The following is a 23,629-nucleotide window of genomic DNA, read 5'->3' as shown; positions in this document are numbered from 1 at the left end:
CCGCCGCCGATCGACAGGCGACGCGAGTCCTCGACATGACCGAAAGCCTTCTCGCCCCCAGGGCGCACCTCCCGGAGTTCCCCTCGCGTCGCGACTGGGGGATAGGCGTCGTGGGCGCGGGCTTCATCGTCCGCGACTGCCACCTCCCCGCATATCGCGAGGCCGGCTTCCCCGCCCTCGCGATCACGTCGAGGACCGAGGCGACGGCGCGCGAGGTCGCCGCCCTGCGCGAGGTCCCGCACGTCCATCCGACGCTGGAGGCGATGCTCGACGATCCCCGGATCGAGGTCGTGGACGTGGCCGTCCCCCCCGCCGAGCAGCCCGAGGTGATCCGCCGGATCGTCGGCCACCCCCGCAAGGTCCGGGGGATCCTGGCGCAGAAGCCGCTCGCGCTGTCGCTCGCGGAGGCCCGGGAGTTGGTCGAAGCCTGCGAAGAGGCCGGGATCGTCCTGCAGATCAATCATAACATGCGGTACGACCACTCCGTCCGCGCGCTCCGACATCTGCTGGACCGGCGGGCCCTGGGCGACCCGGTGCTGGCGACGATCGAGCTTCGGGCGATCCCGCACTGGATGCCCTGGGCTCGCGACGGCCGGTCGCTCTCGACGTTCATCATGAGCATCCATCACCTGGACACGATGCGCTACTGGCTGGGCGACCCGGAACGCGTCCTGGCGAGTACGCGGGCGGATCCACGGACCGAATTCCCGCACATCGACGGGATCAATCTGGTGATCCTGGAGTACGCCGACGGCGCGCGCGGCTCCTGCTGGGACGACGTGTGGGCGGGGCCGGCACGCGAGGGAGCCGGCTCGGACCTCGGCGTGCGTTGGCGATTCGAGGGGACCGAGGGGCTGGCCCTGGGGACGATCGGTTGGCCCTCCTGGCCGCGACGCCGGCCGAGCACGATCGACTACAGCACGATCCGCGACGCCGGCGCCTGGCATCGTCCCCGATGGCCCCAGGCCTGGTTCCCCGACGCCTTCGCGGGCACGATGGCCGGACTGCTCCTCGCCCTGGAGTCCGGCCGCGAGCCCGACATCGCCGGCCGCGACAACCTCAGGACGATCGCCCTGTGCGAGGCCGTCCTGACCGCCGCGACCGAACACCGCGTGGTGTGCTTCGACGAAGGCGGCGCATAATAGAGGGTCGAATCGGTTCGTGCGAGATTCGCCGGACCGTGACTTCCCGGAACCGAAAGGATGCCGTCGTTGGAACGACTGGGCGGTCCGACATTGCTGATCGCGGCTTCTCCGCCGATCGAGGCCGAGGGCGGCTTGTTCGGCCTGACGGTCGCGATGGGGTTGGCGACGATCGGGGCGTTGGCGTACGCGTTCCGCCAGCGGGCCCGGCTCCGCAGGCTGGCGGCCGGGTCGGCCGAGGAGTTTCGGCGGCGGACCGAGGCCGAACAGGCCATCCGCGAGACCGAGGCCGTCTACCACTCGCTCGTCGAGACCCTCCCGCAATCGTTCCTGCGCAAGGACCTCGACGGCCGGTTCACGTTCGCGAACCAGCGGTTCTGCAACGAGCTGGGCCATCGCCGGGAGGAGGTCGTCGGCAAGACCGACTACGACTTCTTCCCGCGGCCGCTCGCCGAGAAGTACCGCGCCGACGATCGCTGGGTCGTCGAGAGCGGCCGGGTTCTGGACATCGTCGAGAAGCACGTCACCCCTCGGGGGGACACGCTACACGTCCAGGTGATGAAAACGCCCCTGTATGCGGCCGACGGCGGCCTGATCGGCATCCAGGCCATCTTCTGGGACGTCACCGCCCGGATCCGCGCCGAGGAGCAGCTCCGCGAGAAGAACGCCGAGTTGGAAGGCCTGGCCCGCTCCGAGCACCAGGCCCACGAGGCGCTCAAGCAGGCTCAGAGCCTCCTGGTCCAGAACGAGAAGCTCGCCAGCCTGGGCCAGCTCGTCGCCGGGGTGGCGCACGAGATCAACAATCCGCTGGCGTTCGTCAGCAACAACGTGGCGGTGCTGGAACGCGACCTCCGGGACCTCCTGCGGCTGATCGAAATCTACCGGGCCGACGACGGCCGCACCACGCCCCGCGACCCGGCCGTCGCGACGGAGCTCGCGGAGATCCTCGAACGGATCGACCTCGAGTACTGCCTGGACAATTTCCCGAGGCTGATCGAGCGCACCCGGGAAGGTCTGCGGAGGATCGAGCGGATCGTCAAGGAGCTTCGGCTGTTCGCACGGGTGGACGAGGGGGAGTGGAACGAGGTCGACCTGAATCCCGGCATCGAGTCCTCGATTAACATGGTGAAGGGCTACGCGCGGAAGAAGGGGGTCCAGATCGTCATGGATCTCGGGGCGCTGCCGGCCGTCCGCTGCCGGGCGGCGAGGATCCATCAGGTGATCCTCAACCTGCTGACCAACGCCATCGACGCCTGCGGTGAGAACGGCCAGGTGACCGTCCGCACCGAGACCGAGGCCGACGCCCTGGGCGTGCGCGTGGACATCGACGACAACGGCGGCGGAATCGCGCCGGAGATCCGCGACCGGATCTTCGACCCCTTCTTCACCACCAAGCCGCTCGGCCAGGGGACCGGCCTGGGGCTCTCGATCAGCTACGGGATCATCCAGGAGCACAACGGCCGGATCGAGGTCCAGTCCACCGTGGGCTACGGCTCGTGCTTCTCCGTCCACATGCCCATCGAGCCGTCGCGCTCGCCCTACGGGGCGGCCGCGGTGGGAGGGCCGCCTCGGCCGGGCGCGGGCCGGCCCGTGGTCGAGGAACGGGTGCCGCAGGCCGCGACGCCGACCGACGGAGCGCTCGCGAAACTCACGAACGACCCGTTGGGGGGGCCGGAAGCATGAGGCTGGGATTGATCAATTCCGCGTGGGTGCAGGCGGGCCGGGGGACGGCTTTCGGCATCGAGAAGACGCGCGTGGTCGGGTTCGACTGCATCGACGTCTTCGCCGATCCGCTCGACCTCGACGCCCGGGAACGTCGGCTGATCCGGACCGAATGCGCGCGGGCCGGCCTGCCGATCGTCAGCCTTCCGTGCGTCGCCGTCGGGCTGATCGACTTCAACCCCAGCGTCCAACGATTCCACGCGAGTCGGGTCCGGGCCTATCTCGACCTGGCCTACGAGCTGGAGGCGCGAAACGTCCTGCTGGTCGTCGGCGAGTACATCTGGCAGAAGGAGGTCATCCCGCCCGCCGAGCAGTGGGCGACCGGCGTCGCCCGATTGCAGGAGCTGGGCGATTACGCGGCCGACCTCGGATTGGAGATCGCGCTGGAGTTGGAGCCGTTCGCGATGGCCCTGCTGAACGACGTGCCCAGCATGGTGCGGTTCCTCGACGATGTGGACCGGCCGTCGGTGAAGGCGAACATCGACGTTTCGCACCTCGTCCTCGCGAAGGAGCCGCCCGAATCGATCGAGTCCCTGCGGGGTCGCGTCGCGCACGTCCACATTTCCGACTGCGACGGCAAGGTCCACGGCGATCTCCCGCCCGGCCGCGGCGTCGTCGACTTCCCGCCGTACCTGGCGGCGATCAAGCGGCTGGGGATCGAGGACGCGACCGTCTCGATCGAGCTGGAATACTCCCCCGACCCCGCCCGGATCGTCGAGTGGGTCGAGGAGGCGTATGCGACGACCGCCGCGTTGATGCGCGAAGCCGGGCTCCGCCCGTGAGGGACCGGGCCGGGCTGCCGGCCCGCGTGCTGGTCGTCGCCGGCCTGACGATCCTCGTCTTCTGGCCGGCCGCGGCGACGATTCTGGAGGCCGCGCGGCCCACGACCTCGCTCGACGCCGGCGGCTCCGGCTCGGCGCTCGACCTCGGCGCGACCGTCGCCGTCGCGACCGAGGACGGCGGCCTGGCGAGGCCGGCGAGATTGGCGCTGGAGACCCTGCTCGTGGTCGCGGGGACGGAGGCGCTCGCCCTGCCCGCCGGCGTCCTGCTGGCGTTCCTGCTGTTCCGAACGGACGTCTGGGGGCGTCGGCCCCTGCTCGCGGCGATGGGGCTGGCGCTGTTCGTGCCGCTGCCGCTGCACGCGACGACCTGGCTGGGGGCGTTCGGCGACGCGGGCCGGATGCAGGCGTTCGGCTTGCGGCCGTTCCTGGTGGGGCGGCTGGGAGTGATCGTCGTCACGGCCATGGCCGCCCTGTCCTGGGTCGTGCTGCTCTCCGGCGTCGGACTTCGCCTGGTCGAACGCGAGTTGGAGGAATCGGCCCTCCTGGACATGCCCGCGATCCGCGTGTGGTGGAACGTCTCGCTGCGACGCGCCGCGACGCCGATCGCAGCCGCGGCGCTCGCGGTCGCCGTGCTGGCCGCCGGCGACATGACCGTCACCGATTTGCTGCAGGTGCGGACCTACGCCGAGGAGTCCTACATCCAGTTCACTCTCGGCCGCGGCGCCGGCCGCGCGGCGGCCGTCGCGATCCCGCCGATGCTCCTGCTGGGCCTGGGGATCGCCCTGGTCGGCAGGTCCCTGTCCAGGACCGCCCCGGCGCAGCTCGCGACGGCCTTCCAACGCGCGAAGGTCTGGGAACTCGGCAGCTGGAGGATCCCGGCCGGGCTCGTGCTGATGCTCGTCGTCGGCAACGCCGTGGCGTTGCCGCTCTTCAGCCTCGCGTGGCGAGCCGGGCGCGTCGGCGGCCGGGCCACGCTCGGCGAGGCACCCTCGTGGTCGATCTCGGGCTTTCTCGGGACGCTCGCCTTCGCGGCCGAGGAATGCCGCGAGCCGGTGGCGACCAGCGCGACGCTCGCGGCCGCAGGAGCGACTCTCGCGGTCGTCGTCGCCTGGGGGCTGTCCTGGCTCTCGCGTAGCTCACGGGCCTGGCGGGGGCTCGCCCTGATCGTCGTCTCGCTCATGCTGGCGGCGCCGGGCCCGGTGGTGGGCATGGCCCTGCTGCTGGCGTACAGGTCGATCGACGCGATCTATGACACGCCGACGATCGTGGCGTTCGCGATGGCGGCGCGGGCGTTGCCGTACGCCTTGCTGATCCTGGGGCCGGCGCTGCGGAGCCTGCCGGGCGAGGCATTCGAAGCCGCGGCTGTGGACGGCTGGTCGCCGACGGCGCGCGTGTTCCACGTCGCGATCCCCCTGTCGCGCCGCGCGACCCTGGCCGCGTGGGCCTCCGCGTTCGTGCTCGGGCTCGGCGAGTTGCCGGCCACGAATCTCCTCACGCCGCCGGGCGTCTCGACGATCAGCCTGCTGATTTGGAGCCTCTTGCACACGGGCGTCGAGAGCCACCTGGCGGGGGTCGCGCTCGCGACGCTGGGCGTGGTCGCCGTCTCGGGGGGGGCCGCGTGCTTCCTGCTGGGGAAAAGCGTGTCGCGACCTTCCTGACGAGTGTACGATTCAGGTCCGGAAAGCCTGGGCATGGCTGCGACCCCGAGCGAGGCGTTCGATCATGGCGATGCGATGGGGCCCCGGACCGGTGTTCGTTTCTGAATGGCTCCGCACGTCGCGGCGATGGCAGCTCTACGCAATGCGTTCGGGTTTCGTCGCGATGCTTTTGCTCGGGCTCTCGCTGAGCTGGGGGGGCGGGTCGAACAGGCCCGAAGGTTATTCGATCTCGGAGCTGGCCGATTTCGGCTGGTATCTCTACGCCACGATCGTGAGCATCGAGCTGACCCTCATCCTGCTCGCCGCGCCCGCCGCGACGGCCGGCTCGATCTGCCTCGACCGGTCGCGAGGGGCACTGATCCAGGTGATGGCGACCGATCTGACCGATGTGGAGATCGTCCTGGGAAAGCTCGGCGCCGGGCTGATTCCGGTGGTCGGCCTGGTTTTCTGCGTCTTGCCGGTCATGATGCTGGCCTCGCTGCTGGGGGGTATCGACCCGAGTCTGCTCATCGGGTCGTTCTTCGTCACGCTGGGAACGGCCGTCCTCGTCTGCACCCTGGCTTTCACGCTCTCGATCGGGGGGGGCAAGACGCACGAGGTCGTCGGTACGACGTACCTTATCCTGATCGCCTGGCTGGCTTTGACGCCGCTCGTCGCCGGTTTCCTCCTCGCCGCCGCATTCTCGCTCGCCCCCTCGCAGGCCTCGTCCGGCTTCGTGGAATGGGCGGTGCAATCGGCGGTGGCCGCGAACCCGTATCAGTTGTGCTTTCCGTCGTTCAACGAGCCGATCGAGGACTACGCGATGCGGGTCGCGGGCTTCCTCGGCGTGTGCGGGGCGCTCTCGACGGCGATGGTCGTCGCGTGCGTCGCGACGATCCGCCCCCTCACGCTGAGAGGGCAGGTGAAGTCGGGCCGAAGGACGCGGACCGTGCGCATTCGCTGGCCGAGGCTCCTCCCCAGGCCGTCGCTGGACTCGAACCCGGTCCTCTGGCGCGAGTGGAGCCGCGACGCGCCGTCGCGCTGGGGCCGATTCGTCCGAGGAGGGTACGCCCTGATCGCGATCCTCTTCACCGTGGCGTCGATCGGCCAGACCGGGTCGCTGCTGGAGTTCGGCCTCGGGGCGAATCTGTTCGTGATCGTCGTGGGGTTGCTCCTGCTGAGCGTCCGCGCCGCCACGTCGCTGTCCGAGGAGCGGATCCGGGGGAGCCTGGACGTCCTGCTCACCACGCCGATCACGACCCCGGAGATCGTCGCCGGCAAGTGGTGGGGGGTCTTTCGATCGACGGGCCTGGTCTTCTACCTGCCGATCGCCGCGGGCTTCGTGCGATGCCTGCAGTACGGCCGTTGGGTCAACCTCGCGTTGTTCTTCGTGCTGCTGGTGACCTACGCCGCGATCGTCACGAGTGTGGGCCTCGCGATCGCGGTCTGGGTGTCTCGCCAGGGACGCGCGGCGGGCCTTTGCGTCGGAGCCTACGTGGCCGCCTGCTTCGGCTGGCCCATCCTCTCCGTGATGACGGCCCAAGGCGAGAATTCGATCGGCCCGGTGCTGTTGCTCGGATCGCCGCTGGCCGGCGCGATGATGGGGAGCCTCGCCGTGGCGGAGGGCACCCCGGAGATCTTCTTCACGAGGTCCCTATCCCAACAGATGGCGCTCTGCAGCCTGATCCAGGGGCTCGCCGCGTTGGCGATCTACGCGACCGCGTGCGGGTCGTTCGACCAGAAGCTGGGCCGATCGACGGTTGGCCCCCAGGGGAGCGTCCTGCTGGCCCTGATCCCGCGTTTCGGTCGCGCGAGATAGCCGACGATCGGCGGTCGTCGGGCGAGGCCGGGGCGCGTCAGGCGGCGGCGATCGAGCCGGGATCGGCCAGGCGGGAGACGACGGCGTCGGCGGCGGCCTCGGCGGCGCGGATGCAGTCGGGAATGCCGACCCCGTCATAGGCCACACCGGCGAGGTACAGTCCCGGGTGCCTCGCGGCCTTGCGGCGGATGGCCTCGACGCCTTCGAGATGGCCGAGGACATACTGGGGCATCGAGCGGGGGTGGCGGGCGATGTCCAGGAAGATTGGATCGCCGGAGGCCCCGATCAGTTCGCCGAGCTCGGCGGCGACGATCTGCCGGACGGATTCATCGTCGAGGTCGAACAGCTCGGGCTGCGACTCTCCCCCCATGAAGACGCGGATCAGGGCCGTCCCCTCGGGGGCCCGTTGCGGGAACTTCACGTTCAGGAACGAGGCCGCGAGGATCCGCCGGCCTTCGATCGTCGGCACGACGAATCCGAAACCGTCCAGCGCGTGCCGGACCAGGTCGCGCCGATAGGCGACGTTGACGATGATTGAAGAGGCATAGGGGATGCCTCGCAGCCGTAAGGCCAGCGAAGGGTCGACGCCGTCGATCAGGCGCGCGGTGGCGTGGGCCTCGGTAGTCGCCACCACCACGTCGGCCTCGATGGGCGGGCCGTTGAGCGGCTCCACGAGCCAGCCGTTCCCGTTCGGCCCGCGGGTGATCCGCCGAACTGGCGCGTTGGTCCGCACGGTGCCGGGGCGCAACGTCGCCGCCAGGGCCCGGGGCAGCGCGCCCATGCCGTCGGCCAGCGAGACGTACATGCCGTAGCGAGCGCCCGAGGATTCCGTCTCCAGCCGGGCGTCGGCGTCCTTCCGGCGTCGCCAGGCGGCGCGGATCAGGCTGCCGTGCTCCTGCTCCATCGCCAGGAACTGCGGGAGGGTGGCCTTGAGGCTCAGGTTGTTGGGATCGCCTGTGTACATGCCCCCCACGAGCGGTTGGACCAGCCGCTCCAGCGCCTCACGGCCCAGCCGACGCCGGACGAAGGCCGCCAGGCTCTCCTCCCCCAGCCCTTCCCGGCGCGGGATCAGGGCCTCCGCCAGCAGGCGGAGCTTACCCCTCAGCGACAGGATGGGCGACGAGAGTACCGGGGCCAGCCGATGCGGGGCCATCAGGACGAATCCCTCGGGCGCCGGGGCGAGCTTCCCCCGGCGGACGACGAACGACCGGCGGAAGGTCGGCGCGGCCTCGATGAGCTGGTCGTCCAGATCCAGGCGACGGCAGAGGTCGGTCGCCCAGGGCTTGTTGGTGATGAACGAGTCCGGCCCGCGCTCCAGGGTGAAGCCGTCGCGACGATCGGTCGCGATCACCCCCCCGACGCGATCCTTGGCCTCCAGGACCAGGACCTCGACCGGTCGGCGCAAGGACTTCTCGGACTGCTGGATGCGATTCGCAGCGGCCAGGCCGGAGAGCCCGCCGCCGATCACCACCACGCGGTCCGAGGTCTTGGTCCCCGACGTCCGTTCGATCGTCGCCGTCATCAGGTCGATTCCCTTCCGGGGCTCCCGCGTTCCCAAATCTGCCGCCCAGGCCCCCAGTGTCCCCGATCCGACGCGATTTCGCCAGGGCTTCACTTCACGGAGAATTCATGAACCATCTGGACCAGGGCGCGAACATGGTCGACCGGGGTGTGCGGCAGGATGCCGTGGCCCAGGTTGAAGATATGACCGGGACGCCCCCCCGCCTGGTCGAGGATCCGCCGCGTCTGGGCGGCGATCTCGCTCAACGGGGCGAACAGGGTGATCGGATCGAGGTTGCCCTGCACGGCCACCTCGGGCCCGAGCCGCTCCCAGCACTTGTCGAGCTCTACACGCCAGTCGAGGCCGATCACCGAGCCGCCGGCGTCGCGCTGGAGTTCCAGGAGCGAGCCGGTGTCGGTCCCGAAATGGATCGAGGGGACTTCGGGGTCGATCTGGTCGAACAGTCGACGCATGTGGGGCTGGACGAACCGCCGGTACTCATCGGGCCCGAGCGAGCCCACCCAGCTGTCGAAGAGCTGGACGACCTGAGCCCCGGCGTCCACCTGGGCGTTCAGATATCGGGCCGTGGAGTCGGTCAAGATCGTCATCAGGGCGTTCCAGGCGGCCGGGTGGCTGTACATGAAGGTCTTGGCCTTCTCGTAATGCCGGGAGCCCCCGCCCTCGATCGCGTAGCAGGCCAGCGTGAACGGCGCGCCGGCGAAGCCGATCAGCGGCAGGCCGGAGGGGAGGCCGGCCCGGATCAACCTCACGGCCTCGTAGACGTACCCGAGCGAAGAAACGTCCGTCAGCGGCTCCATGTCGGCCACGTCGGCCGGCTCGCGGATCGGGTTGTGGATGACGGGCCCTTCCCCCTTGGAAAATTCCAAGTGGAAGCCCAGCGGTTCGAGGATCAGGAGGATGTCGGCGAACAGGATCGCGGCGTCGACCCCCAGGGTCTCGGCCGCGAAGATCGTCGTCTCGGCCGCCAGCTCGGGCGACTTGCAAAGCTCCAGGAAGGAGACCTTGGATCGCAGCGAGCGATACTCGGACATGTACCGGCCCGCCTGGCGCATCAACCAGACGGGGGTGGCGTCTACGGCCTCGCGACGGCAGGCCTTCAGGAATCGGCTGTTCCAGAGCTCGTCCGACATCCGTCGGGCTGGCGGGGAGGGATCGCTTGTCATGAATCGGGTCGTTCCGAGGTGGGGCGGCGCAGGGCGGGGACATCCCGACCTTCCATCCTAGCCGCCGACGCCGGGATCGCAAAACCCGCGGTTCCCGGTTTCCGGCCCCGGGTTCGCCTATAATTCGAGTCGACGAGGCCATCAACGCGGCCTCCCCCTCTCCCCAGTTTCGAGGACGACGGACGGTTCCTATGGAGCATGATCAGCAAGCCCGGGACGGGTCCGGGGCAGTGAACGGGTCCGCAAGGGAAGACGGCGTGGCGGCGAACCACGCCGCACGTATCGCGGAAGAGCCCCAGCGTCCCCTATCCTGTCGCAAAAAGCCGCGGGACCGCGGCGCGGACCGCGAGAAGACCGAGGATGAGCAACTCCTGAACCGGGAGACCACCAGCGAGCGACGCGGCCCCACGCCGCTGATGCCCGAGCTGGGGGCCTTCACGCACGAGGAGTCGTGGCGCGTCCTGCGGATCCAGGGCGAGTTCGTCTACGGGATCAACGCCCTGGCCGAGGTCGGCGCGGCGGTCAGCGTCTTCGGGTCGGCGCGGACGCACGAGTCCGACCCGATGTATCAGGACGCGAGGCGGCTCGGGGGGCTGCTCGCCGAGGCCGGCTTCGCCGTGATCACCGGCGGCGGGCCGGGGATCATGGAGGCGGCGAACCGGGGCGCCCAGGAGGCCGACGGATACTCGATCGGCTGCAACATCCAGCTCCCATTCGAGCAGGACGGCAACCCGTACACCGACCTGTCGATCAATTTCCGCTACTTCTTCGTCCGCAAGACGATGTTCGTCAAGTTCTCGGACGGGTTCGTCATCTTCCCGGGGGGCTTCGGGACGCTCGACGAGCTGTTCGAGGCCCTGACCCTGGTGCAGACCCGGAAGATCAACCGGTTCCCGATCATCCTCTATGGATCGGCCTACTGGAAAGGGCTGATCGACTGGATCGTGGCCTCGCCGCTGGAACGCAAAACGATCTCCCCGGAGGACATGAATCTGCTGTTCGTGACGGATTCGCTCGAAGAGATCCGCGACCATCTCGTAGAATGCTATGAAACTCGCTGCTGGGAGGCCTGGAAGAAATCCGTGGGGGCCAGCCTTGACGCCGACCCTCCCGGCGGCCCGGCCGCCGCCGTCGACCCGACCAAGGCCGACGCCCAGTGAGACGCATGGCATGGTAGGTATCGCGAGGGATCCATCGCCGATGAGAGACGCCAAGACGCCGGACGCGCGGCCCACCGCAGTCGCCGAGACCGGCTTCCCCGGGCTCGACGAGAGCCTTGAGACGGGCGGGCCCGCCGAGGCCCTCGACCGGCTCGTCGCCGACCTGGACGCGGCCGGGAATTACCGGCTCCTGCTGGACGCACTCCTCCTCAAGGCCCGATTCGAGCTGGGATTGCCGCTGATCCAGGTCGGCCGCTACGCCGATCTGCCCGAGGCCGATCGGCTCCGCTTCGAGGAGCGGTACATCGACGCCCTCCGCCGGGTCGGCTCGAGATTCCTGGAGTCGGGCGACGTGCCAACCGCCTGGGCCTACTTCCAGGCGATCGGCGAGCCCGGCCCGGTTACCCGTGCCCTGGAGGACTGTGAGACCCCCGAGGAGCCGGACAAGGTCGGCGTCCTCATCGACGTCGCCTTCCACCAGGGGGCGAACCCGGTCCGGGGCTTCGAATGGATCCTCCGCCACTACGGCCCCTGCTCCGCGATCACCTCGCTGGAACAGATGGGCCCCTCGGACCCCGCCGTCCGAGCCGCCTGCGTGGGCCGGCTCGTCCGCCATCTGCATGAGCAGCTGGTCGAGAATATCCGGGCCGACGTCGTCCGACGGGGCCAGCCCCAATCCCCCGCCGGCGCCTCGCTGGCGGAGCTGATCGCCGGCCGCGACTGGCTGTTCACCGACGACGCCTACCACACGGACGTCTCCCACCTGACCACCGTGGTCCGCTGGTCCGTCCTGGAGACCGATCCCGAGATCCTCGGTCTCGCCGTCGACTTGACCGAATACGGCCGACGGCTCTCGGATCGCCTTCAGTACGACTCGGCCCCCCCGTTCGATCGGACCTTCGAGGACCACCACATCTACCTCAAGGCCCTGATCGGCCGCGACGTCGACGAGGCTGTCGCCCACTTCCGGGGCAAGGTCGCCGACCCCGGGGCGATGGACGAGGAGGGTCCGGAATCGACGCTTCCCGCGCAGGTGCTGGTCAACCTGCTGATGCGGCTCGACCGCCGTGACGAGGCGGTCGAGGTCGCCACGAAGCACCTACTCAATGTCCCCGACGCGATGCTCGCCTGCCCGCCCGTCGCCGAGCTGTGCCAGCGGGCCGGTCGGTTGGACCGACTCGCCGAGCTGGCCGTCCAGCTCAATCACCCCGTTCACTACCTCGCCGCCCGGCTCCAATCCGGCCCCCGCACGCCCGACTGAGAGACTCGCCGCCGGCCGGCTTACGCAAAAGCCGGTCGGATCGGCCGCCCTCGCCCTTTCGATAGAGCATAATCAAGGTGGGACGCGGGGACGCCGCCCATCGACCACCCCGCCGCTGGCGACCGCAGGCCACGGTCCGCGTGAAACCGACTCCGACATCGCGAGGCTGCGACCGATGAGACGTCTCCTGGGGGCGATCCCGACCGTCCTGCTGTTGACCGGCCTTCTGGTCGGTTTCGACGATCCCCCGCCCGCGGTCCCCCTGTTCGACGGGAAATCGTTGGAGGGCTGGGTTCCCGAACACACCGAGGCATTCGCCGCGCACGACGGCGTGCTGGCCAGCAAGCCGGGCCACGGCTGGCTGAGATCGGCCAGCTCGTTCAAGAACTTCCAGCTTGATCTGGAGTATCGCATCCTCAAGGAAGGGTCCGAGGGGGGCCTCCTGATCCGGGCCGCAGCCGAGAGCGCCGCGGCCGAGCCGCACTGGACCGCCAAGGGTTATCAGGTCCCCATCACCGACGGCGACGGCAACCTCGTCCTTTTCGGACACGGGACGGCGCCGCCCCGATTCGAGCGCAAGGCCGACGCCCTAAAGGCGGCGGCGAAGCCGCCGGGAACGTGGCAGAAGCTCTCGCTCAAGGCGACCGGCGATCGGATGGAAATCAGCCTCGACGACGTCCTCATCACCCTCGCCGAGGGAGTCGACCCGGCCCCGGGCCACATCGGCCTATATGACAAGGCCGGCCATTACGAGTGGAAGAACATCACGATCCGCGTTCAGCCCGATTGAGCGACGGAATCCGTCCCGTCGCCTTCCTCGTCCCACCGCAGCCCCATCGCGGCCAACTCGCTGGCGGAAAAATCCTCGAAGCGGCCGAGGAGGAAATCCCGGCCCCAATCCTCGTTCTCGATGGCCTCGAGCGGGGGCAGGATCGGGCCTTCCGGCAACGCCGCGAGGATTGCATAGGCCTCGGCAACGCCCAGCTCGACGACCGGCTTCAGCGCCATCGGTGATCGGCCCCGGGAGTCGCCTGGGTGGATACGGTGATGGGCGCCAATCTCCAGACGCCCCGGCCCGACGTGATCCAGCGGTAGCCGGGCGGGGCGGACCAATCCAGGTCCCTCTCGCCGCCGCCCCGTCGCCGCGCCTCCTCGGCCAGCACGCCGGCCTCCTCGGCTCCCGCGGCCATGTAGATGAAGACCGCGAGAGCGACCTGGAAGAAGCTCAGGGTGAGCAGGCTGTAGATGCCGAAGCCCACCGCCAGCGCCCGTCCCACGCTCGCGGCGAAGGTCGTCGCCCGGGCGCGGCCGATCCACCCCCCGAGCAGCGCGCGGAGCACGCGGCCGCCGTCCATCGGGAAGGCCGGGATCATGTTGAACGCGGCGAGCACGAGGTTCATCGCCAGCAGCTCGACCACGAACCGACCGGCCCCGATCGATGTGAAAAGCCCGAGCGTCAGGTAGAGCCCGGCCGCAATCGCGAGGTTCACCGCCGGTCCGGCCAGTGCGATCAGCAGCTCGGCGCCTGGAGCGCGGGGCATTCGCGTCAGCCTGGCGACGCCGCCGATCGGATAGAGCGTGATGTCGGCCGTGTCGATCCCGAACCGACGGGCGGCCAGGGCATGGCCGAACTCGTGGAGCAGCACGCAGCCGAACAACGCGAGCAGCAAGGGGAGTCGCGTCGCGGCGGCCGGGAGGAGCAGGATCAACAAGAAGGTCGGATGCAGGAAGACGTCGATCCCCGCGATCCGACCCAGTTTCCATGACTTGAACATCAGCGACCCGTTTCCTTCTCGATCGACCATTCGGGCGTCGGCGGACTACCTTTGGGGCACACCCCTAATTCGACGCCGACCCCCCGAATGTTCGCCGGAAACGCGGCTCAGCCGTACAGCGGGCCGAACGTCGAGCAGGCCCGATAGTCGGCCGCCTGGGGCTCCAGCGCTCCGAAAAGTCCCCAGGCGCTGGGGCGGAAGAGCTTGTGGGCCGGGACGTTGTGCATCGCGACCGGGATCCGCAGCATCGAGGCCAGGGTGATCAGGTCCGCACCGATGTGGCCGTAGCTGATCGCCCCATGGTTCGCGCTCCAGTTCGCCATGACGCTGTAGACGTCCGCGAACGGGCCCTCGCCCGTGGTGTTGGGCACGAACCAGGTGGTCGGCCAGGTGGGGTTGGTCCGCTCGTTGAGGGCTTCGTGGACCGCGGGCGGGAGGTCGACCGAGTAGCCTTCGGCGATCTGGAGCACCGGGCCCAGGCCCTGGACCAGGCTCAGGCGGTTCATGGTCATCGGCATCCCCCCCTTCGAGAGATAGCACGACGAGTAGCCGCCGCCCCGGAAGTACTCGCGGACCGCCGGGGGCCAGGTCGTCGCCTTGAGGCAGCGATCGACCTCGTCGTCGCTGATCTCCCAGAACGGCTTCATCGCCGGCTTGCCGTCGCGGGTTTGCTCGCCCGAGCCGTCGAGCGTGGCCGCTCCCGAGTTGATCAGGTGGATGAAGCCCCCCGCGGCCGGGCCCGAAAGCTCGACGCCCGTAACTCGCTTGACGGCCTCGGGGCTCCAGAACGTCCGCACGTCGGCGAAGATCTGCGCCGTGTTCATCAGGAGGTAGCCCAGCAGCATGCCGACGCCGTTGAGGCTGTCGTTCTCGGTGGCGAACATGAACGGCATGCGGACGCCGTTCCAGTCGAACGAGGACGTGAGCATGGCCTCGGGGAAGTCGCCGTTGGGGGAGTGGTCGGTCCACGCCCGCTGGCCCTGGAATCCGCCCGAGATGGCGTTGCGGCCCAGGGCCTCCTCGCCGAATCCCAGGGCGTCGAGCCGGGGATTGCCGATCATCAGGTCGCGGAAGATCATCGTCATCTTGACGACGGTCTTCCAATCCTCGGCCTTCTCGGTCGGGGACTTCTGCGATGCAGGCGGGTTGTAGTCCTTGCCCTCCTTGCAGTGGGCCTGCACCCAGGCCAGGGCTCGCTCGAATTCCTCGGGATCGTAGATTTTCTCCTCGATGCGTCGCGTGACCTCGCTCATGTCGACGGACTCGACCCGCATCCCGAGGTGGCGTTCGAAGAGAGGCTGGTCGACGATCGAACCGGCGATGCCCATGGAGACGCCGCCGATCGCCAGGTAGGACTTGCCGCGCATCGTCGCGACGGCGAGCCCCGCCCGGGCGAACGCGAGCAGCTTCTCCTGCACGTCCTCGGGGATCGAGGCGTCGCCGGCGTCCTGGACCTCGCGGCCATAGATGCCAAAGGCCGGAAGGCCTTTCTGGTTGTGCGCGGCGAGGACCGCGGCCAGGTAGACCGCGCCGGGCCGCTCGGTGCCGTTGAAGCCCCAGACGGCCTTGGGGATCAGCGGGTCCATGTCCATCGTCTCGCTGCCGTAGCACCAGCAGGGCGTGACGGTCAGCGACACGCCGACGCCCTCGCGGGCGAACTTGTCGGCGCAGGCGGCGGCCTCGGCCACGCCGCCGATGCAGGAGTCGGCGATGACGCACTCGACCGGCTCGCCCGTCGGGTGCCGGAGTTGGGAAGACAGGAACTCCGCGGCGTTGCGGGCCATCGCCATGACCTGATCGTCCAGCGACTCCCGCACACCGCGACGGCGGCCGTCGATCGCCGGGCGGATGCCGATCTTGGGGAGGCGACCGATCCAGGGACTCTTCACGCTCGAACTCATGGTCCGCTTCCTCTTCGCGTTCGGAAAGGCGCGCGAGGAGTCGCGGCGGGAGCCCCGCGACCGGTCCATCGCGCGAACTCCTCCCTTGTACAGCCCCCGAGGAACCGACGGAATGGCGCGGCGGGGCGAAGGCCCGGAAACGGGCGGCGACATGCTTCGGGCGGCCCGATCAGCGTTCGAGGATGCCCGGACGCGGCAGGCTGTAGCCCTTCACGGCCACCTCGATCTGCGGCCAGTTCTGAGCGGCCGTGACGACCTCGTAGCCGCGGGAGTCCACGACGATCGTGTCCTCCGAGCGGGCGGATCCGACGCTCGGGCTCCAGCAGACCGCCATGTTCGGCTCCAGTCGCATGGAGCTGTCCGGCGTAAGCAGAGCTTCCCGAGGCGAGTAGCCGATTAGAACCCCCTGGTAGTCGAGGGTCCACTCGTGGGGGGCGTCAAACTTCTCGTAAATGCGGCGGGCGCGGCGGAAGACTTCGGAGATGACCTCGCCGGGGCGGGAGAAGTAGATGCAGGTCGCGTCCACCATCGCGGCCAGCGAGTGGCTCCGCCGAAACTCCTCCTCGGGCGGGCCGAACGAGACGGTGCGGGTCACCGAGGCGCAGAGGCCGTGGCGGCGCCCCGTCACGGCGATCGTCGCCTTCCGGAGGATCGGCGCGGCCTTGTACGTGGGCTGGCGATACCGGGCCAGTCGGTCGTCGCTGGCGACCCGGAGGTCGACGGGCGTCACCCCTTCGCGGATCAGGCGATGCGCCAGGTGTCCGGCGACATCGGCCTCGCGTTCGCCCCGATCGAAGTTCCGGCAGGTCGCCTCGACCGCCAGGGCCAGCGTCCGCCCCAGTTCCCGGAGACGCTGGCGCTCAAGCGGCGTCAACTGCCGGCGCAGGTCGCGCAGGGGGTCGAGCGTGCGACGCCATGGGGACGGGGTCTCCGTCGCGAGATCGGTCGCGACCTTCTTGTTATGGGACAGCTCGGCCACGACTCGCATGGGGTCGTCGAACCAGGGCCGCTCCTTGAGCTGGAAGCCCAGGCCGGCCACCTCCTCCTCGAACACCCGGCAGCTCTGCACGTTATCCGCCAGGACCGCCCGGCAGTTCCGGTTGATGAAGAGGAGGATCGAGCCGTTCTCGGAGCAGACGTCCTGCCCCAGGTCCCCGCCGGCCGTGAACCAGGCGATCGAGTCGGCCCGGCCGAGGATGACGGCGTCCTGATTAGTGCGATCCAGGAACTCGCGGACCCGCTGGTGCTTGGCCTCGACGTCGTCGCGCCGGAGCTTCCGTTCGAGGTCCTCATGATCGCCGGCGGGGTCGGGGACGTCCGGGAGGGAATCCTCGGCCGGACGATCGGCGGCCGTCTCGCGAACCCGATCGTAGACCTCGGGGTCCGAGACCTGTCCGCCAAGCAAACCGATCGGCCCGCCGATGTAAAGTTCGGTCGACACGGAGTCACCCCCCCCGGCCAAGACAAACCCTCCACCGCCCCCAGGAAAAAGGGCGATTCACGAGGGCTCCGAGTGGTTTTGTATCTTAATGACTTCGGGAATGGTGTCTCTTATCGTTCCACCCCGAGTCCGCATTTGCAAGAAAGTTCACCGACAAAAACGAAAATCCAGACTATGGGCTGGGGCGGGCGGGGGCCCTCGCATCGAACGGTGACGAACCACCGGCCTCGCCTCCCCCATCGATCCAAATTCGCTTCAGGAAGTCCAGGATGACGGGGGACAGATCCTGCGGGGCCGGTTCGCCGAGGTTCGGCTCGAAGCCGTGACGAACTCCCGGCAGTTCGAGGAGTTGACAGGTTACGCCCGAATCTCTTAGTCGTTCACGCATCTTGCGTGCCTGTTCGATGGGAACCCAGGCATCGTCGTCGCCGTGGATCAGCAAGAAAGCGGGGCCGCCTGTCGCAACCTGATCGAGCGGAGAGGCCCGGCTCGCCCGCGCGGGCGCGGCGGCCGGATCCGCTCCCAGGAACATGCGCGAGGGCTCATGGACCTGGCGTCGCGACGCCGCGAGGTCGATCAACGACGTGGGCGAGGCGAGGCACACCGCCGCCCGGATCCGAGGGTCGCGCTGGGCCGCAAGGGCTGCGAGCATCCCGCCGGACGATGTCCCGAGCGTCGCCACTCGGGTCGGGTCGAGGCCTAACGAGGGTGCCTCGCGGATCAGCCGATCGACCGCCGCCAGCACGTCGTCCAGGGCCCCGTCCCAGCTTGGCGCGCCGGGGCGAGCGAGTCGATAATCGATCACGGCGACGGCGACGCCGGCCCGTGCGATCGGCGCGAACTGGGCGCGATACTCCTGCCTCGATCCCCCCGACCAGCTTCCGCCGTGGACCGCCACCAGGATCGGCCGAAGGGGCGAGGACGCGCCGACCGCCGGGAGCAGGAGGTCCAAACTTTCGGAGCCGTCGCCGGCCGATCCGTAGCGGACGTCGCGTACCAGGACCACGTCTTCCGGCAACCGATCCGAGGCCGACGGACGGGCCGGGAACACGGCCCAGAGGCCGACCGTCGCGAGGGACGGCGCCAGCCAGCCGATCGCGCGTATCGAGCAGACGATCAAGTTCCACCCCCGGCTCGTCTCGGCATCGCGCCGTGCGGCCTCGAACTCTGGAATTCCCTTCAGGAGCCGGATCTATGGCGGAACAGGGACCGAGGCTCACGCTGCTCCAGCGTCGCGAGATCGAGGCCCAGATCGTCGGCCCGCTGATCCGGGGCTTCGCCGATGCCTTCGGCCGTGAGGCGACGCTCGACGTGCTGAGAAACGTGATCGTCGACCTCGCCCGCAAGAGCGGGGCCGACCTGGCGCGAGCCCTCGGCGAGCAGTCCCTCGAAGCGTTCACCACCAGCCTCGACCGCTGGAAGGAGGACGACGCCCTGGAGATCGACCTGCTCGAAAGCACGCCCGACCGGCTTTCGTTCAACGTCGTCCGCTGCCGCTACGCCGAGATGTATCGACGCCTCGGGCTCGAAGACCTTGGTTCCACCCTCTCGTGCCAACGCGATTTCGCCCTGGCGGAGGGCTTCAGCCCCGACATCCATCTGAATCGCACCCAGACGCTCATGCAAGGTGCCCCCCACTGCGACTTCCGATTCCGTCGCGAGCCGGACGGGGGCGACTCGGGCTGAGCCGAGGCCGCGTCGGAGTTCTGGACTTGTCGACGTTGTTATAATCCTTCAAAGATTCGGAAGCCCCGAGGACGGCGGCCTTGAGGTCGTCGACCGCCTCGCATTCGTCCCGGGACCGGGACGTCGGCCCCCCCGCGGCGACCCCACCCCGATGCCAACCACCTTCGTCGGCAATCCCGCCCCCCTCTTCGACCTCCCCCGCACGAGGCTTCCCGAGCCGTTCCGGGAGCGGTCTCGACTGCTGGACTATCGGGGGCGTTGGCTCGTCCTGGTCTTCTACCCGCGCGACTTCTCGATGGTCTGCCCGACCGAGCTGATCGCGCTGAGCCAGCGTCGCGAGGAGTTCGCGGCCCTCGACTGCGAAGTGCTCGCGATCAGTTGCGACACCGTCGAGTTGCACGAGCGCTGGATGACCACCCCCAAGGCCCAGGGGGGGCTCGGCGGCCTGAACTTCCCGCTGGCCAGCGACCTCGACGGCAAGGTCTCCGAGGCGTACGGCGTGTTCGAACCCCGCCAGAACCTGGCGGTTCGGGGGACGTTCATCGTGGATCCCAAGGGCCTGATCCAGTATCAGGTCGTCCACAGCCTGAGCGTGGGCCGTCGCAGCCAGGAGGTCCTACGCGTCCTCACGGCCCTGCAATCCGGCGGGCTATGCCGGGAAGATTGGATGACCGACGGCTCGCATCTCGATCCGTACACGATGCTCGGCCCGGGCAACATCTTCTCGCACTACTACATGGAATCCGAGATCGGCGTGGGGACGTTCGCGCGGGTCTACCTGGCGCGGGACCTCCAGCTCGATCGGCCGGTGGCCCTGAAGGTTTTCAGACGCGACTGCCCCGTGACGCCGAGCACGGTGCTGGCCGAGGCCCGGTCGGTCGCCGCGTTGAACCATCCCAACATCTGCACGATCTACGCCGTGGACGACACGGCGGGACTGCCGGTCATAGCCATGGAGTACGTCCAGGGCCGCTCGCTGGCGCACCACCTGCGCGACTCGGAGATGCGGATGGACGAGCGGCTGAGCGTCGCCCGGCAGATCGCCGGCGGCATGGCCGCGGCCCACGACGCCGGGATCGTGCACGGCGACCTGAAGCCCGAGAACATCATGGTCGGCGGCGACGGCCTGGTGAAGGTGCTGGACTTCGGCCTCGCCCGGCGCATCCACCGGGTCAATCTGGTCAACCCGGACGAGACGAGCGAGCTGGGCCTGGCCGAGTCCGGCGACGGCCTCTTCGGGACCCCGCGCTACCTGGCACCCGAGCAGACCCGGGGCGAGCCCGCGACTTTCGCCAGCGACGTCTTCGCCCTGGGCGCGGTGCTCTACGAAATGGCCACCGGCCGCCCCGCCTTCGCCGAGGGGAACGTCCTCCAGGTCATGGACCGGATCCGCAACGTCGACCCCGAGAGGATGGCCTCGGAGGCGGGCGAGCCTTTCACCTGCCTGCTCCGCAGCATGCTCCTGCCCGACCCCACCGAACGCGACCTCGACATGCGACGGATCGTCGCCGAGATCGACGCCGTCTGCGAGTCGGTCTGACTCGCCCCGCCCCCAGCCCCCCGATCGGAGTTCCCCGTGCCCCGCCCCGCCGAACCGATCCTCGCCATCTTCGACCACGACGGCGTGCTCGTGGACACCCTGAAGCTCCACCAGGATTCCTGGACGATGATGGGCCGGGAGACCGGCCTCGGGGTCACTCCCGAGTTCATCCTGGAGACCTTCGGGATGACCAACGCCACGATCCTCCGCAAGATCCTGGGCGATTCGCTTCCCGACTCGGACGTGGCCGCGTACTCGGATCGCAAGGAATCCGCCTACCGCGACCTGGCGCGGGGTCGGATCACGCTGATGGCCGGCGTCCGGGGATTGCTCGACGAGCTGACCGAGGCGGGCGTCCTGCTGGCGATCGGGTCCAGCGGCGTCCGGCCGAACCTGGAGCTGACCGTGGCGGAGTGCGGCCTGCACGGCCGATTCGAGGCGATCGTGGCGGGCGAGGACGTGACCCGGGGCAAGCCCGACCCGCAGGTGTTTCTGCTCGCCGCCGAGCGGGCCGGCGTGGCGGCCTCGCGCTCGGTCGTCTTCGAGGACGCCCCTGTGGGCATTCGCGCGGCCAAGGCCGCCGGGATGCTCGCGGTCGGCGTCACGTCCAGCCACTCGGCCGAAGCCTTGCGAGAAGCGGGGGCCGACGAGGTCGTCGCCCACCTCGGCGAGTTCGACGCCCGGACGCTCATCGCCCGGCTCAGTCCTGGCGATAGGTCGGGAACTCGCCGCTGAACCCGACGTTCCCCGGCGCGACGCCGGCCAGCCTCAGGACCATCCGGCGGATCAGCTTGCCGAGCATCGGCGTCGCCTTGCGGCCGGCCTCCAGCACGTCCTCGTGGCGGATCGGCGAGGCCGCCACGCCGGCCGCCGCGTTCGTGACCAGGGCCAGCCCCAGCACCTCCATCCCGGCCTGGCGTGCGACGATGGCCTCGGGCACGGTCGACATCCCGACCACGTCGGCTCCGAGCGTGCGCAGCATCCGGATCTCGGCCGGCGTCTCGTAGCTCGGGCCCGCGAGGCAGGCGTAGACGGCGGAGACCAGGTGGACGCCCAGCCGCTTGGCCTCCTCCTTGGCGGCGGTCCGCAGCCGCTTCGAGTAGACCTCGGACATGTCCGGGAACCGCGCCCCCAGACGCGGGTCGGCCGGCCCCCGGAGCGGGTTGGAGCCGATCAAGTTGATGTGGTCCGAGAGGCAGACGAGGTTCCCCGGGCGCAAGTCGGCGCGGATGCCCCCGGTGGCGGCCGTCAGGATGACCGTCTGCACCCCCAGTCGCTGGAGCATCCGCATGGGGAAAGTGATCGCGCGGAGGTCGTGGCCCTCGTAGTAGTGGAATCGCCCCTGGAGGATCAGGGCCGAGGCCCCGCCGTCGACCGAGCCGATCACCGCGTTGCCGGCGTGGCCGTCGACGGTGACCGTCGGGAAGTGCGGGATCTGGGAGTAGGGAACCACCATGCGATCGGTGAACCGCTCGACGAGGCCGTTGAGGCCGGACCCCAGCACGACGGCGACCTGCGGGGGATGATCGCCGACGACGCCGCGGAGGGCCTCGGCCGCTTCGTCGGCCTTTTTGACCAGATCGGAATGGTGGGACGACGCGCTCATAGCAAGACTCCCGCGATGCAGGCGGAGAGGAAGTTGGCCAGGGTCCCGGCGAGCAGCGCGCGGCCGCCCAGCCGAGCCAGGTCGCGCCGGCGCTCCGGCACCAGAGCGCCGATGCCGCCGATCTGGACCCCTATGGAGCTGATGTTGGCGAACCCGCAAAGGGCGAAGCTGGCGATCACGAAGGACCGGTCCATCAGGTCGTGCCTTATGCCGTCGAGCCGCTCGAAGGCGACCAGTTCGTTGAGCACCGTGCGAGTCCCCAGCAGGCCGCCGATCCGTCGGCAGTCCTCCCAGGGGACCCCCAGGAAGTAGGCGACCGGCGCGAGGGCCCAGCCGAGCAGGTCCTCCAGCTTGAAGCCGAATCGGCCCAGGCCGAGGTCGACCAGGGCGACCAGGCCGACAAAGGCGATGAGCACCGCCGCGATGTTGAGCGCCAGGTTGAGGCCGTCGCGCGTCCCCCGCGAGGCGGCGTCGAGGATGTTGGCGTCCTCGCGCTCGTCGGAGATCCGCACACCCCCCAGCGTCTCCGGGGAGCCGGTCTCGGGGACGAGGATCTTGGAGAGCAGGATCGCGCCGGGGGCCGTCATGACCACGGCCGTCAGGACGTGCCGGGGCTCGACGTTGTACGCGAAGTAGGCCGCCATCACGCCCCCGGAGACGTGGGCCATCCCCGCCGTCATGACCGTCATCAGCTCGGAGTTCGTGAGCCTCGCCAGGTACGGCCGGATCGTCAGCGGGGCCTCCGTCTGGCCCAGGAACAGCGACGCGGCCACGTCGAGCGATTCCGCGCCGCTGACGCCCATCAGCCACGCCATCGGCACGGCGATGATCCGCACGAGCCACTGCATGACTCCCAGGTGATAGAGCACCGCGAAGAGCGCTGCCACGAAGATCACGGTGGGGAGCACCCGGAAGGCGAAGACGAACCCCGCCGGCCCCCCGGAGTCGACCAGCTGCCGGCCGAAGACGAACCGCGACCCGTCGAGGGCGCATTCGAGCACCGCCTCGACGACGCGCCCGGCCTCGCGGAGCAGGCGCACGCCCAGGGTCGAGCGGAGGACGACGATCGCGAACAGCCACTGGAGCGCGAGCCCCCAGAAGACGATGCGCGGGGAGATCGCCGATCGGTCCTGGGAGAGATAGACCGCGATCCCCAGGATCAGGGCGATCCCCAGGAGGCCCCGGAGCCGATCGGCGAGGTCGTAAAGGTCGAGATGCCGCGCGGCCGTGAAACGGACGCTCCAAGGCCCGACTGTGAGGCGATAGCCCTTGCGGACCTCGCCCGGCCCCGCGGAATCGCCCCCATCCTCGGGGTCGAGGGGTTCCCGGCCCTCGAGCGCCGGCTGGCGGGATGCGAAGGCGATCTCGTCCGCCCGGGTCGAGCCCGCCGGGGTCAGGCAGGCCGTCGCGACAGTCCAGACGAGGAGGAGCCTTCGCATCGGCGTACTCGTGGTGCAAGAAGAGGTTCGGAG

General features: G+C 69.4%; 20 protein-coding genes. 11 read left to right on the top strand and 9 right to left on the bottom strand.

Going from position 1 to position 23,629, the window contains the following annotated elements:
• The first annotated feature begins 35 nt into the window (after positions 1-35).
• From G6O68_RS21865 to G6O68_RS21845, 5 genes are all read left to right on the top strand, one after another.
• Positions 36-1,142 (top strand): Gfo/Idh/MocA family protein, encoded by a 1,107-nt coding sequence (locus G6O68_RS21865; RefSeq protein ID WP_165250777.1) that lies wholly within the window; start codon positions 36-38, stop codon positions 1,140-1,142.
• A 69-nt stretch (positions 1,143-1,211) separates the two neighbouring features.
• The gene (locus tag G6O68_RS21860; protein ID WP_165250776.1) at positions 1,212-2,825 is read left to right on the top strand and encodes a PAS domain-containing sensor histidine kinase; all 1,614 of its coding nucleotides are present in this window, start codon (positions 1,212-1,214) and stop codon (positions 2,823-2,825) included.
• A complete protein-coding gene (locus G6O68_RS21855) occupies positions 2,822-3,646 on the top strand; it encodes a sugar phosphate isomerase/epimerase family protein (RefSeq protein ID WP_165250775.1) in 825 nt (274 codons plus the stop codon). Before G6O68_RS21860 ends, G6O68_RS21855 begins: the two co-directional genes overlap by 4 nt.
• A complete protein-coding gene (locus tag G6O68_RS21850) occupies positions 3,643-5,304 on the top strand; it encodes an ABC transporter permease (protein ID WP_165250774.1) in 1,662 nt (553 codons plus the stop codon). Before G6O68_RS21855 ends, G6O68_RS21850 begins: the two co-directional genes overlap by 4 nt.
• A gap of 64 nt (positions 5,305-5,368) precedes the next feature.
• The gene (locus G6O68_RS21845; protein WP_165250773.1) at positions 5,369-7,102 is read left to right on the top strand and encodes an ABC transporter permease; all 1,734 of its coding nucleotides are present in this window, start codon (positions 5,369-5,371) and stop codon (positions 7,100-7,102) included.
• A gap of 37 nt (positions 7,103-7,139) precedes the next feature.
• Here G6O68_RS21845 and hemG read toward each other — a convergent pair whose 3' ends face one another.
• Together hemG and hemE are read right to left on the bottom strand one after the other, a co-directional pair.
• Complete coding sequence (gene hemG, locus G6O68_RS21840; protein WP_165250772.1) at positions 7,140-8,624, bottom strand: protoporphyrinogen oxidase; 1,485 nt, start codon at positions 8,622-8,624, stop codon at positions 7,140-7,142.
• Positions 8,625-8,713: 89 nt separating this feature from the next.
• The gene (gene hemE / locus G6O68_RS21835) at positions 8,714-9,787 is read right to left on the bottom strand and encodes a uroporphyrinogen decarboxylase (RefSeq protein ID WP_240911435.1); all 1,074 of its coding nucleotides are present in this window, start codon (positions 9,785-9,787) and stop codon (positions 8,714-8,716) included.
• A gap of 257 nt (positions 9,788-10,044) precedes the next feature.
• Here hemE and G6O68_RS21830 point away from each other — a divergent pair, with 257 nt between their 5' ends.
• From G6O68_RS21830 to G6O68_RS21820, 3 genes are all read left to right on the top strand, one after another.
• The gene (locus G6O68_RS21830) at positions 10,045-10,947 is read left to right on the top strand and encodes an LOG family protein (RefSeq protein WP_240911434.1); all 903 of its coding nucleotides are present in this window, start codon (positions 10,045-10,047) and stop codon (positions 10,945-10,947) included.
• A gap of 40 nt (positions 10,948-10,987) precedes the next feature.
• Positions 10,988-12,208 (top strand): hypothetical protein, encoded by a 1,221-nt coding sequence (locus G6O68_RS21825; RefSeq protein ID WP_206108178.1) that lies wholly within the window; start codon positions 10,988-10,990, stop codon positions 12,206-12,208.
• 175 nt (positions 12,209-12,383) lie between these two features.
• Positions 12,384-12,998 carry a 3-keto-disaccharide hydrolase gene (locus G6O68_RS21820; RefSeq protein WP_165250770.1) on the top strand — a complete coding sequence of 205 codons (615 nt, stop codon included), beginning with the start codon at positions 12,384-12,386 and terminating at the stop codon, positions 12,996-12,998.
• Here G6O68_RS21820 and G6O68_RS21815 read toward each other — a convergent pair.
• From G6O68_RS21815 to G6O68_RS21795, 5 genes are all read right to left on the bottom strand, one after another.
• Positions 12,986-13,216, bottom strand: coding sequence for a hypothetical protein (locus G6O68_RS21815; RefSeq protein WP_165250769.1), 231 nt, complete (start codon positions 13,214-13,216; stop codon positions 12,986-12,988). The two genes, G6O68_RS21820 and G6O68_RS21815, sit on opposite strands and share 13 nt — an antisense overlap.
• On the bottom strand, positions 13,207-13,983 hold the full coding sequence (locus G6O68_RS21810; protein ID WP_165250768.1) for a site-2 protease family protein: 777 nt from the start codon (positions 13,981-13,983) through the stop codon (positions 13,207-13,209). Before G6O68_RS21810 ends, G6O68_RS21815 begins: the two co-directional genes overlap by 10 nt.
• A gap of 107 nt (positions 13,984-14,090) precedes the next feature.
• Positions 14,091-15,884, bottom strand: coding sequence for an L-fucose isomerase (locus G6O68_RS21805; RefSeq protein WP_165250767.1), 1,794 nt, complete (start codon positions 15,882-15,884; stop codon positions 14,091-14,093).
• Positions 15,885-16,053: 169 nt separating this feature from the next.
• Positions 16,054-17,325: a M24 family metallopeptidase gene (locus G6O68_RS21800; RefSeq protein WP_165250766.1), complete on the bottom strand. Its 1,272-nt coding sequence runs from the start codon at positions 17,323-17,325 to the stop codon at positions 16,054-16,056.
• Positions 17,326-17,497: 172 nt separating this feature from the next.
• Positions 17,498-18,445 (bottom strand): alpha/beta hydrolase, encoded by a 948-nt coding sequence (locus tag G6O68_RS21795; RefSeq protein WP_165250765.1) that lies wholly within the window; start codon positions 18,443-18,445, stop codon positions 17,498-17,500.
• Between the two features lie 74 nt (positions 18,446-18,519).
• Between G6O68_RS21795 and G6O68_RS21790 the strand changes: the two genes are divergently transcribed.
• The 3 genes from G6O68_RS21790 (at position 18,520) to G6O68_RS21780 (ending at position 21,286) form a co-directional block, all read left to right on the top strand.
• Positions 18,520-19,011, top strand: a complete 492-nt coding sequence (locus G6O68_RS21790; protein WP_165250764.1) for an L-2-amino-thiazoline-4-carboxylic acid hydrolase — start codon at positions 18,520-18,522, stop codon at positions 19,009-19,011.
• A gap of 151 nt (positions 19,012-19,162) precedes the next feature.
• The gene (locus tag G6O68_RS21785; protein WP_165250763.1) at positions 19,163-20,551 is read left to right on the top strand and encodes a protein kinase domain-containing protein; all 1,389 of its coding nucleotides are present in this window, start codon (positions 19,163-19,165) and stop codon (positions 20,549-20,551) included.
• 36 nt (positions 20,552-20,587) lie between these two features.
• Positions 20,588-21,286 (top strand): HAD family hydrolase, encoded by a 699-nt coding sequence (locus G6O68_RS21780; protein WP_165250762.1) that lies wholly within the window; start codon positions 20,588-20,590, stop codon positions 21,284-21,286.
• On the opposite strand, the gene G6O68_RS21775 is transcribed toward G6O68_RS21780, so the two are convergent.
• Both G6O68_RS21775 and G6O68_RS21770 read right to left on the bottom strand, forming a co-directional pair.
• On the bottom strand, positions 21,252-22,157 hold the full coding sequence (locus G6O68_RS21775; protein WP_165250761.1) for a purine-nucleoside phosphorylase: 906 nt from the start codon (positions 22,155-22,157) through the stop codon (positions 21,252-21,254). The genes G6O68_RS21780 and G6O68_RS21775 overlap by 35 nt on opposite strands.
• Positions 22,154-23,596 carry a NupC/NupG family nucleoside CNT transporter gene (locus tag G6O68_RS21770; RefSeq protein ID WP_165250760.1) on the bottom strand — a complete coding sequence of 481 codons (1,443 nt, stop codon included), beginning with the start codon at positions 23,594-23,596 and terminating at the stop codon, positions 22,154-22,156. Before G6O68_RS21770 ends, G6O68_RS21775 begins: the two co-directional genes overlap by 4 nt.
• Between the last annotated feature and the right edge of the window lie 33 nt (positions 23,597-23,629).

It is taken from the genome of Paludisphaera soli (genome assembly GCF_011064595.1).
GTDB classification, from domain to species: domain Bacteria; phylum Planctomycetota; class Planctomycetia; order Isosphaerales; family Isosphaeraceae; genus Paludisphaera; species Paludisphaera soli.
The sequence above is the reverse complement of the archived record's forward strand: the minus strand, read 5'-3'. Positions and strand labels throughout refer to the sequence as shown.

What these genes read in the sequence shown, in the direction of transcription:
- G6O68_RS21865 (WP_165250777.1), top strand. Translation starts at nt 36, where the DNA reads ATGACCGAAAGCCTTCTCGCCCCCAGGGCGCACCTCCCGGAGTTCCCC.
- G6O68_RS21855 (WP_165250775.1), top strand. Translation starts at nt 2,822, where the DNA reads ATGAGGCTGGGATTGATCAATTCCGCGTGGGTGCAGGCGGGCCGGGGG.
- G6O68_RS21845 (WP_165250773.1), top strand. Translation starts at nt 5,369, where the DNA reads ATGGCGATGCGATGGGGCCCCGGACCGGTGTTCGTTTCTGAATGGCTC.
- hemG (WP_165250772.1), bottom strand. Translation starts at nt 8,624, where the DNA reads ATGACGGCGACGATCGAACGGACGTCGGGGACCAAGACCTCGGACCGC.
- hemE (WP_240911435.1), bottom strand. Translation starts at nt 9,787, where the DNA reads ATGACAAGCGATCCCTCCCCGCCAGCCCGACGGATGTCGGACGAGCTC.
- G6O68_RS21825 (WP_206108178.1), top strand. Translation starts at nt 10,988, where the DNA reads ATGAGAGACGCCAAGACGCCGGACGCGCGGCCCACCGCAGTCGCCGAG.
- G6O68_RS21820 (WP_165250770.1), top strand. Translation starts at nt 12,384, where the DNA reads ATGAGACGTCTCCTGGGGGCGATCCCGACCGTCCTGCTGTTGACCGGC.
- G6O68_RS21815 (WP_165250769.1), bottom strand. Translation starts at nt 13,216, where the DNA reads ATGGCGCTGAAGCCGGTCGTCGAGCTGGGCGTTGCCGAGGCCTATGCA.
- G6O68_RS21810 (WP_165250768.1), bottom strand. Translation starts at nt 13,983, where the DNA reads ATGTTCAAGTCATGGAAACTGGGTCGGATCGCGGGGATCGACGTCTTC.
- G6O68_RS21805 (WP_165250767.1), bottom strand. Translation starts at nt 15,884, where the DNA reads ATGAGTTCGAGCGTGAAGAGTCCCTGGATCGGTCGCCTCCCCAAGATC.
- G6O68_RS21790 (WP_165250764.1), top strand. Translation starts at nt 18,520, where the DNA reads ATGGCGGAACAGGGACCGAGGCTCACGCTGCTCCAGCGTCGCGAGATC.
- G6O68_RS21785 (WP_165250763.1), top strand. Translation starts at nt 19,163, where the DNA reads ATGCCAACCACCTTCGTCGGCAATCCCGCCCCCCTCTTCGACCTCCCC.
- G6O68_RS21775 (WP_165250761.1), bottom strand. Translation starts at nt 22,157, where the DNA reads ATGAGCGCGTCGTCCCACCATTCCGATCTGGTCAAAAAGGCCGACGAA.
- G6O68_RS21770 (WP_165250760.1), bottom strand. Translation starts at nt 23,596, where the DNA reads ATGCGAAGGCTCCTCCTCGTCTGGACTGTCGCGACGGCCTGCCTGACC.